Origin of the sequence: Comamonas sp., from assembly GCF_036666375.1 — a bacterium.
Taxonomy (GTDB): Bacteria; Pseudomonadota; Gammaproteobacteria; order Burkholderiales; family Burkholderiaceae_C; genus Comamonas.
Genome location: NZ_JAVWWA010000137.1, coordinates 1 through 8,884, shown reverse-complemented (window position 1 = coordinate 8,884; position 8,884 = coordinate 1). Strand labels below are relative to the sequence as shown.

10 protein-coding genes are annotated in these 8,884 nt (G+C 66.7%); 5 read left to right on the top strand and 5 right to left on the bottom strand.

The window, feature by feature from the left end; all coding sequences use genetic code 11:
- Positions 1 to 863 (bottom strand): gamma-glutamyl-gamma-aminobutyrate hydrolase family protein (locus RR928_RS22435; RefSeq protein WP_332684327.1); only part of this gene is annotated, 863 nt, incomplete at its 3' end.
- A 208-nt stretch (positions 864 to 1,071) separates the two neighbouring features.
- Between RR928_RS22435 and RR928_RS22430 the strand changes: the two genes are divergently transcribed.
- Entirely contained in the window at positions 1,072 to 1,431 is a 360-nt protein-coding gene (locus tag RR928_RS22430; protein ID WP_332540069.1) for an HPF/RaiA family ribosome-associated protein, read from the top strand.
- A 73-nt stretch (positions 1,432 to 1,504) separates the two neighbouring features.
- On the opposite strand, the gene RR928_RS22425 is transcribed toward RR928_RS22430, so the two are convergent.
- The 3 genes from RR928_RS22425 to RR928_RS22415 all read right to left on the bottom strand — a co-directional run bounded on the left by RR928_RS22425 (position 1,505) and on the right by RR928_RS22415 (position 4,433).
- Positions 1,505 to 2,905: an aspartate ammonia-lyase gene (locus RR928_RS22425; RefSeq protein WP_332684324.1), complete on the bottom strand. Its 1,401-nt coding sequence runs from the start codon at positions 2,903 to 2,905 to the stop codon at positions 1,505 to 1,507.
- Between the two features lie 190 nt (positions 2,906 to 3,095).
- A complete protein-coding gene (locus RR928_RS22420; protein WP_332540066.1) occupies positions 3,096 to 4,010 on the bottom strand; it encodes a pirin family protein in 915 nt (304 codons plus the stop codon).
- A gap of 12 nt (positions 4,011 to 4,022) precedes the next feature.
- Positions 4,023 to 4,433 carry an OsmC family protein gene (locus RR928_RS22415; protein ID WP_332540064.1) on the bottom strand — a complete coding sequence of 137 codons (411 nt, stop codon included), beginning with the start codon at positions 4,431 to 4,433 and terminating at the stop codon, positions 4,023 to 4,025.
- A gap of 220 nt (positions 4,434 to 4,653) precedes the next feature.
- Here RR928_RS22415 and RR928_RS22410 point away from each other — a divergent pair, with 220 nt between their 5' ends.
- The 4 genes from RR928_RS22410 to RR928_RS22395 all read left to right on the top strand — a co-directional run bounded on the left by RR928_RS22410 (position 4,654) and on the right by RR928_RS22395 (position 7,777).
- Complete coding sequence (locus RR928_RS22410) at positions 4,654 to 4,956, top strand: hypothetical protein (protein ID WP_332540063.1); 303 nt, start codon at positions 4,654 to 4,656, stop codon at positions 4,954 to 4,956.
- Between the two features lie 170 nt (positions 4,957 to 5,126).
- Positions 5,127 to 5,630, top strand: coding sequence for a pyridoxamine 5'-phosphate oxidase family protein (locus RR928_RS22405; protein WP_332540062.1), 504 nt, complete (start codon positions 5,127 to 5,129; stop codon positions 5,628 to 5,630).
- Between the two features lie 260 nt (positions 5,631 to 5,890).
- The gene (locus tag RR928_RS22400) at positions 5,891 to 6,766 is read left to right on the top strand and encodes an amidohydrolase family protein (protein ID WP_332684321.1); all 876 of its coding nucleotides are present in this window, start codon (positions 5,891 to 5,893) and stop codon (positions 6,764 to 6,766) included.
- 36 nt (positions 6,767 to 6,802) lie between these two features.
- The gene (locus RR928_RS22395; protein WP_332540041.1) at positions 6,803 to 7,777 is read left to right on the top strand and encodes a tripartite tricarboxylate transporter substrate binding protein; all 975 of its coding nucleotides are present in this window, start codon (positions 6,803 to 6,805) and stop codon (positions 7,775 to 7,777) included.
- A gap of 30 nt (positions 7,778 to 7,807) precedes the next feature.
- On the opposite strand, the gene RR928_RS22390 is transcribed toward RR928_RS22395, so the two are convergent.
- Positions 7,808 to 8,782: a Bug family tripartite tricarboxylate transporter substrate binding protein gene (locus RR928_RS22390; RefSeq protein WP_332540040.1), complete on the bottom strand. Its 975-nt coding sequence runs from the start codon at positions 8,780 to 8,782 to the stop codon at positions 7,808 to 7,810.
- Between the last annotated feature and the right edge of the window lie 102 nt (positions 8,783 to 8,884).

Genomic DNA, 8,884 nt, shown 5'->3' with positions numbered 1-8,884 from the left:
AGCAGCGCCCGCTTGAGCAGCCGTGCGGCGCGGTCGCGGATCTGGAACGGGCTGTGGCCCGGGAACGGGAAGGTGCGGCTGCGGCTGCAGGCCTGCAGGAAATCGCTGAGCAGCGCCGAATCGTCGAGCGTGCTGTTGTCGGCGCTGCGGAATTCAGGGTGCCACTGCGTGGCCGCGATATAGCCGCCCGCATGCCGCGGATTGCGGCGTATGGCTTCGGGAATGTGGTCGGGAATGCTCCAGGCCTCGACCTCGAAGTTGGGCGCGATCTGCTTGATGCCCTGGTGGTGGATGCTGTTGACGCGCGCGCGCTGCTGGCCCGGATACAGCTGGGCCAGGCGCGAGCCCGAGACCAGCGCGATGTCGTGGGCGTGGCGGTCGTATTGCTTGGCGTCGCGGTGCACCTGCGCGCCCGGCACCTGGGTCAGCAGGTCCTGGTAGAGCGTGCCGCCGAACGCCACGTTGATCAGCTGCAGGCCGCGGCAGACGCCGAAGATCGGCTTGCCGGCCTGGGAAAAGGCCTCGACCAGCGCCAAATCGTAGAGGTCGCGCACGCGGTCGCCCAGCCATTCGGGGCGCAGCGGCTCCTCGCCGTAGCTGCCCGGCCAGACATCGGCGCCGCCATGCATCACCACGCCATCGAGCCAGTCGGCATAGTGCGCCAGCGTCACGTCGCCGCGCGCGGTCTCGCCCGTGGGGCAGGGCACCATCACCACCATCGCACCCGCGGACATGATCCAGTGGGCGATCGATTGCTCGACGTATTGCAGGGTCTTGCCGGTGAACAGGGAGCGTTCCTGGTCGGCATGCGAGAAGCAGGCCGACAGTCCGATTTTGAGGCGTCGCGAAGCTGGCTGGGACATGGCTTGGAGGCTGGTGCGAGGCAAAAGCGCCGGGTCGCTGCGGATGGCTGGATTATGGCGTTCCGATGCGCGCCGTCCAACCTCGACCATTGTGCGCGCAGCCGATGTCTCGTTACGTGTTCATTCACTACCAGATGTCAGGACAATGACGGCGGGCCGTTTTGGGGCTAGGATGGGTACCGAACCAACCAGGCCAAAGGAGACAGGCATGCAAATCCAGGTGCACACGGACAACCTCGTAGCAGGGGGCGAATCTCTGTCGAAGTGGGTGCAGAGTGAGCTCCAGACGCGCTTGACGCGTTTCAAGGAGTACATCACGAGGGTGGAAGTCTTTCTGTCCGACACCGATGCGCGCAAGACCCAGGGCGGTCTCAAGCGCTGCGTACTGGAGACCCGGGTCAATGGGCGTCAGCCGATCGCAGTGAATGCCGAAGCTGAAAAAATGGCCGATGCCGTCACCGCGGCGACGGAAAAACTGATGCGCGCGGTCGAAACCGACCTGGGCCGTCTCAAGGACAAGAACGGGCGCGAAACCATTCGCACCCAGGAGCAACCCGACGAAGCCTGATCGCTGCCGCCGCGGCGGCACTTCCATGTAGCCAAGGGCGCCCAATGAGGCGCCCTTTTTTCATGGCTGTGGATTACGCCGGGACCAGGGCGCCGGCCCGTGTCAGCTTGTCGGCAACCAGCAGCTGCTGCATTTCGCTGCGCTCCATGATGCCCAGGCTCTCGGCGACTTCGGCGATCGGCCGGCCGCTGGCAATGGCGGCCTTGGCAATGGCCGCCGATTTTTCGTAGCCGATCAGCGGGTTCAGCGCCGTCACCAGCGTCACCGATTCGGCGATGCGCGTGGCCAGCAGCGCTTCGTTGGCGGTGATGCCTTCGACGCAGTTCACCTGCAGCGTATGGCAGGCGCGCGCCAGGTGCGTGAGGCTCTTGTGCAGCGCCCAGCCCATCAGCGGCTCGAAGGCATTGAGCTGCAGCTGGCCGGCTTCGGCAGCCATGGTGATCGCGACGTCGTTGCCTATGACTTCGAAGCAGACCTGGTTCATCACTTCGGGGATCACGGGGTTGACCTTGCCCGGCATGATGGACGAGCCGGCCTGGCGTGCGGGCAGCTGGATGTCGGCAATGCCGGCCTGCGGGCCAGAGGACAGCAGGCGCAGGTCGTTGCTGATCTTCGACAGCTTGCTGGCGATGCGCTTGAGGATGCCCGAAATGTCGACGAAGGCGCCGGTGTCGGCCGTGGCCGCAATCAGGTTCGCGGCCTGGGTCACGGGCACGCCCGACAGTTCGGCGAGCTTGGGGATGACCGCATCCACATAGCCCACGGGTGCGTTGATGCCGGTGCCGATGGCGGTGCCGCCAAGGTTGATTTCTGTCATCAGGTACGCGGATTCGCGCAGGCGCTTCTCGTCGTCGGCAATCATCGCGGCAAAGGCGCCGAATTCCTGGCCCAGCGTCATCGGCACGGCGTCTTGTAGTTGTGTGCGGCCGATCTTGAGCAGGGGGGCGAACTCGTCGGCCTTGGCCTGGAACGCGCCGCGCAGGGCAGCCAGGGCGGCGAGCAGGTGCTGGATGCCGAACCAGGTCGCGAGCTTGAGCGCGGTCGGGTAGGCATCGTTGGTGCTTTGCGAGGCGTTGACGTGGTCGTTGGGATGCAGCACGTCGTAGCGGCCTTTGGGCAATCCCAGGTGCTCGAGCGCACGGTTGGCGATCACCTCATTGGCGTTCATGTTCGTGGAGGTGCCGGCGCCGCCCTGGATCACATCGACCACGAATTGGTCGTGCAGCTTGCCGGCGATCAGGTCGTCGCAGGCTTGGGCAATGGCGTGGGCTTGGTGTTCTTGAATGGCGCCCAGGGCCAGGTTGGCGTGGGCTGCGGCCTTCTTGACGAATGCGAAGGCGCGAATGAGTTCCGGCATGTGGGCCACGCTGTGGCCGGTGATGGGGAAGTTCTCCACCGCGCGCGCGGTGTGGACACCCCAGTAGGCGTCGGGAGGGATGGTCTTGATGCCGATGAAGTCGTGTTCTTGACGCATGGATCTGCTTTCAGAAGGTAAAAGTGCAGGCAGGACGTGCAAACGCCGCCTTGGAGCAAGGCGGCGTTGGCGTGGAAGGCCGGGCATGGGGCTTGTTGCCCGCATGCCGGCCTGCGTGCATTATCGGCCGTTGCGCGCATGGATTGCACCTGTTTGGTGCATAACCTCGTGAAATAGACCCGGTGCGGCCTCAGCCGCCGCGCAGCCGGCCTTCCAGCGCCGGCGCCACCAGCGGCGCGAGCGGCGAAGCCACGCGCGCGCCGAAGCGCTCCGAACCCTCGGGGCCCGCCTGCCAGTCGGCCAGCGCCTGGGCGATTTCTTCCTGCGTGCGGCCGACGAAATTCCACCAGACCAGCACTTCCTCGTTCATGGGCGCGCCGCCGACCAGCAGCAGCCGCGTGCCAGGCGTGCAGCGCAGTTCCAGCGTAGCGCGGCCCGCAGGCAGGAACAGCAGTTCATCGGGTGCAACGGCCTGACCATCGACCACGACCTCGCCCGTGAGACCGAGCACCGCATATTCGAAATCGGCGCGCAGCGCGAGCTCGGTCGTGACCGGGCCGGGCGCATCCGCGCGCAGGTTCAGGTCGAGCGCGACCAGCGGGCTGTGCACCTGCACTGACGAGACCTGGCCCAGCGCTTCGCCGGCCAGCACGCAGATCTCCAGGCCGTCCTGCGTGCAGCGCGGCACGTCGGGGTAATGCTGAAAGCGCGGCGCCATGGTGCGCTGGTCGCCCGGCAGCGCGATCCACAGCTGGGCCGCGTGCATGCGCGGGCTGCCCAGGCTTTCCTCGGAGTGGGCGATGCCGCGGCCGGCCGTCATCAGATTGATCTGGCCCGGGCGAATGACCTGCTCCGAGCCCAGGCTGTCGCGGTGCAGCACTTCGCCTTCGATCATCCAGGTGAACGTCTGCAGGCCTATGTGCGGGTGCGGGCCGACCTGCATGCTGCGGTCTCCATGCTGGACCGAAGGGCCCAGATGGTCGAGAAAGCACCAGGCGCCGACCTTGCGCAGCGCGCGCTGGGGCACGGCGCGGTGCACGGGAATGCCGCCGACATCGGCCAGGCGGGTCGACAGCAGCTCGGGAGCGGAAGATGGGGCGGACATGGGCGTTCTCCTTCAGGTGGGGTCGGTCAGTTCGGTGGCAATGCGCACTTCGCCCGTGAGCAGCTTGTGCACGGGGCAGGCCTCGGCGATCTGCAGCAGGCGGCTGCGTTGGTCAGCGTCGAGCGGGCCTTCGAGCGTGATGCTGCGCGCGAGCTCATTGCCGCTCGCGGGTTTGCCGTCGGGGTTGAGCTGCAGCACGATATGCACGGCCTGCAGCGGCCATTGCTTGCGCTGGGCATACATCTGCAGCGTGACGGTGGTGCAGGCGCCCAGCGCCGACAGCAGCAGCTGCATCGGGCTGGGCGCGCTATCGCCGCCGCCGAGCGCGGCGGGTTCGTCCGCGTGCCAGCTGTGACCCGAGGGGTCGGTCAGCGTGACGCGGTAGGGCAAGGTGGTGCTGGCGGAAAATACGCTATCGGCCATGGATGAGCTTTCTTTCAAGCAAGGCGCGGCCTTGCGGATGGTGCAGGGGCAGGCCTGAGCATAGTCGCTGTCGGTGGCTTCGAAGAAGCGTATGGCTGACAAGCCGCGTCGCGCAAAGGCGTTAAATTGATCGCTGAATCCATTCCTGGGTCCGTGCCAGCCGTTGCATCTGCATGGCGCGCTCGGACCCGGCGCTCTTCACCTCTTTCAGGAGATTTACATGACCACTCCCACCACTGCACCTGGCGTTGCCTTGCCCGAGCACTTCCAGGCGCGCATCGTTGGTCTTGTTCAGCACCGTGTCGGAGACGGCGCCCTCGAAGACATTCCCCTGGGCCAGACGGTCCAGGTAGATACCGCGCTGGCGAGCCTGGTGGTGTCGTGGGAATCGGAAGGCCAGCCCGTGACGGTCACTCTGGCCAAGGACGAATTCGAGCTTTATGTGTCCCAGGGCGCGATCGAGCTCCAAGGGGTGACTCCGGCGGCCGTTGTCGCCGCAGTCAATGCCGAGGCCGAAGCTTGAGGTGATTGCCATGCCTGCGTTAGATGAAAAGCCCCGCAAGGGGCTTTTTTGTTGTCTGCCGCCAGCCGTTGGGGCAGGTTGGCGGGACAGGCGCAGGGGCCGTTCTCCGACATACCGCCGGCGATGCGATGGCTAGAGTGGGAGCTTCACCCGTTCACCAGGAGATGCATATGGCCGACAACACCCATCCACGCGAAACCCTTTGGAAACTGGTCAAGGGAATTCGCTTCGCGATGATCACCCACCGCCACGAAGACGGCACTCTGCAGGCCTGCCCCATGACCATGGCCAACAAGGAAGGCATGGACGAGCATGTGAACTTCTACTTCCTGCTGGACAAGAAGACCGATCTCGCGCATTGCGTCACGCGCGACGCCAACATCCAGATCAGCTTTGCCGATCCGGGCGCAGACAGCTATGTCTCGATCAGCAGCAATGCGCATCTGAGCGAAGACCGCGTGCTCAAGGAAAAGCTCTGGTCCACGGCCGCCCAGGCCTGGTTCCCCGGCGGCGTCGACGACCCCAACCTGACGGTGCTGGTCGCTCCGGTGACCGCGGCTGAGTACTGGGACGTGAAGGAAAACCAGCTGGTGCAGCTGTTCAAGATGGCCAAGGCCGCTGTCACGGGCGAGCAACCCAAGGGCATGGGCGAGCACAAGACCATTCGCATGTAAACCTGCTCGAGGCGCGTCGTCGGCTGCTGCCGGTCGCGCCGCCCGGGCTGCGGACAAGAATTCCGCGGCCGGGAAGATAGTTTTTCTATCAAATGATCGTAGCAAGCAGCGGTTTATTTATGCAGATGCCCATGCCTACACTGGGGCATGAACTGCATTGCCGCTGCCTCAACCCCCCTTTTTCCTGCTGATTTGCCGGCGCGCGCCGGCCATTTCGTGCGATGCGATGGCATCGACTGCCTGCGCCTGCAGGAGGGCAAATGAGCGTCTGCGGCACGCCGCTGCCCAACAGTGGCGCGCGCGGCCGGCCCGCGACATCGGCGCCTGCGGGGGCCTGCGATGCGCACATGCACATCCTCGACCCGCGCTTCGCGCATGTCGCCGCGGTGCTGCCCCAGGCGACGGTCGCTGACTACCGCCGCATACAGGCCCTGAACGGCACCAGCCGCACGGTGGTCGTCCAGCCCCGGCCGTTCGGCACGGACAACAGCGTGACGCTGGATGCGATTCGCCAACTGGGCAGAGACTGCACCCGCGGCGTGGCCGTGGTGCGTCCCGACATCACCGATGCCGAGCTGCAGGCGCTGCACGACGGCGGCATACGCGGCATACGCTTTTCCCTGCATACCGCGGTGCATGCGGCCGTGGGCTTCGAGATGGTGGAGCCGCTGGCGCAGCGCGTGCACGCCTGGGGCTGGCATCTGCAGCTGCATTGGAGCGCCGACCAGCTGCTGGCCCATGGACCGATGCTGCAGCGCCTGCCCACGCCGCTGGTCTTCGATCATCTGGGACGCCTGCCGCTGCCTCAGGGCACGGCGCATCCGGCGTTTGCGCTGATCCGCAGCCTGCTTGACCAGGGCCGGGCCTGGGTCAAGCTGTCCGGCGCCTACCTCGACACGCGCCGGCCCCACGGCCAGGGTTATGCCGATACCGATGCCGTGGCGCGCGCCTGGGTGCGGGCCGCGCCCGAGCGCCTGGTCTGGGGCAGCGACTGGCCGCACACCACCGAGACCGAAAGCAAGCCCGATGACGCCGAGCTGTTCGACCTGCTCGCGCATTGGAGTGGCGATGAAAAAGTGCGCCAGCGCGTACTCGTCGACAACCCGGCGGCGCTCTACGGCTTCGGCCCCGTCTGACCGACCCGGATTTCCATACCTATGAAGGAGACAACCATGTTCAACCAATCCCCCTTGCTGCGCGGCCGCCGCGTTCTCGTCCTGGCCGCCGCATTGCTGCCGCTGGCCAGCTGGGCCGCCTGGCCCGAGCGCCCCATACGCATGGTCGTGCCGTACTCCGCGGGCGGCGGCGCCGACAACACGGCGCGTATCGTGGCCCAGCGCATGGGCGAGATCCTGGGCCAGCCGGTGGTCATCGAGAACAAGCCCGGCGCGGGCGGCGTCATCGGTGCGGACAGCGTGGCCAAGGCCTTGCCCGACGGCTATACCGTTCTGTACGATGCCTCGGCCTTCGGCGTGAACGGCGCGCTGCGCAAGCTGCCCTACGATCCCATGAAGGATTTCATCCCGGTATCGCTGGTGGCGACGGCGCCGCAGATCCTGGTGGTCGGCAACAACAAGCCTTACAAGTCCGTGGCCGAGCTGGTCGCCGCGGCGAAGCAGTCGCCGGGCAAGCTGACCTATGCCTCGGCCGGCGCCGGCACCGGCTCCCACCTGGCCGCGGAAATGTTCAACGACCAGGCCAGGATGGAAACGCTGCATGTGCCCTACAAGGGCGGCGCGCCCGCGCTGACCGATGTGATGGCCGGCCAGGTCGACATGTACTTCGGCAATGCCGCGTCGACGCTGCAGTACCTCAACGGCGGCAAGCTGCGCGCGCTGGCGGTGAGTTCGCGCAAGCGGGTCCAGGGCCTGGACAACGTGCCCACGCTGCGCGAGAGCGGCATGCCCGAGTTCGAGGTGCTCGAATGGAACGGCGTGTTCCTGCCGAAGAACACGCCCAGGGAGATCGTCGAGCGCCTGGGCAAGGCCACGCGCGAAGCCGTTGCCGACGCCGGCGTGCGCGAGCGCCTGATGCGCGCCGGCCTCGATCCCGTGGGCAACAGCGCCCAGGACTTCACCGCCTTCATCAAGGCGGAAAGCACGCGCTGGCAAGGCGTGGTCAAGGCGCGCAACATCAAGCTCGACTGACAATGCCGGCGGCGCGCCGCGCCGCCGGCCTCATTCGACGCGGGCGCCGGACACGCGCACCACATTGCCCGCATTGACCCAATCCCTGGCCAGCAGCTGCTTGAAGCCCGCGGGCGTGTCGGTCGCGGCTTCGGCGCCGAGCTTGCGCACGCGCTCCTGCACCACCGGGTCGGCCAGCACCTTGTTGACCGCGGCGTTGATCCTGCGCACTTCGGCCGCGGGCGTGCCGGCCGGAGCCAGCAGCCCGTACCAGGTGTCGAACTGGAAGCCCGCAAAGCCCGATTCGGCAACGGTGGGCAGGTCGGGCAGGAACGGCGAGCGCTTGGGTCCCGTGTAGGCCAGCAGTTGCACGCGCGGGTCGTCCTTGAAGGCGATCAGGCCCGTGGTCGCGGCCGTCACGCCCTGCACGCGGCCGGCAAGCAGCTCGCGCACCGCGTCGCCGGTCGACTTGTAGGGAATGTGCTGCTGCTCGACGCCAGCCTGGGCCAGGAACGAGGCCATGCCAAGGTGCGATGCGCTGCCGTTGCCGGCCGATGCGTAGTTCCAGGGAGCGGGGCTGGCCTTGGCCGCCGCGACCCACTGCGCCAGTGTGCGCGCCTGGCCCGCGGGCGCGGCAATCACATAGCCCGACGAGGCGACCAGGGCCACGGGCTCGAAGTCGTTGACCGGGTGAAAGCCCAGCTTGGGATACATGTAGCCCGTGAAATGGTGGCTGGCGGCGGCCATCACCAGCGTGTTGCCGTCGGGCTTGGCGCGCGCCACGCCCTGGGTGCCAAGGGTGCCGCCCGCGCCGGGCTTGTTCTCGATGACGATGCTCGCCTGCAGCGCCTGACCCAGCTCGTTGCTGAACGCGCGCAGCACGGTATCCTGCACGGCGCCCGCGCCGAAGGGCACGACGATATGGATGGTGCGGTCGGCCGCATGGGCCAGACCCGCCAGACTGACGCCCCAGGCGAGGGCAGTGGAAGCGAGAAGGCGGCGGCGGGTCGGGGAAGACAGATGCATGGGGGTGAGACGGTGGGTAGCGGACGGCCAAGCCGTTGAACCAGCCAGTCTATGGACGCGCACTTATGCGGCCAACGCATTCTTTCGCATGAGCAAATGCGC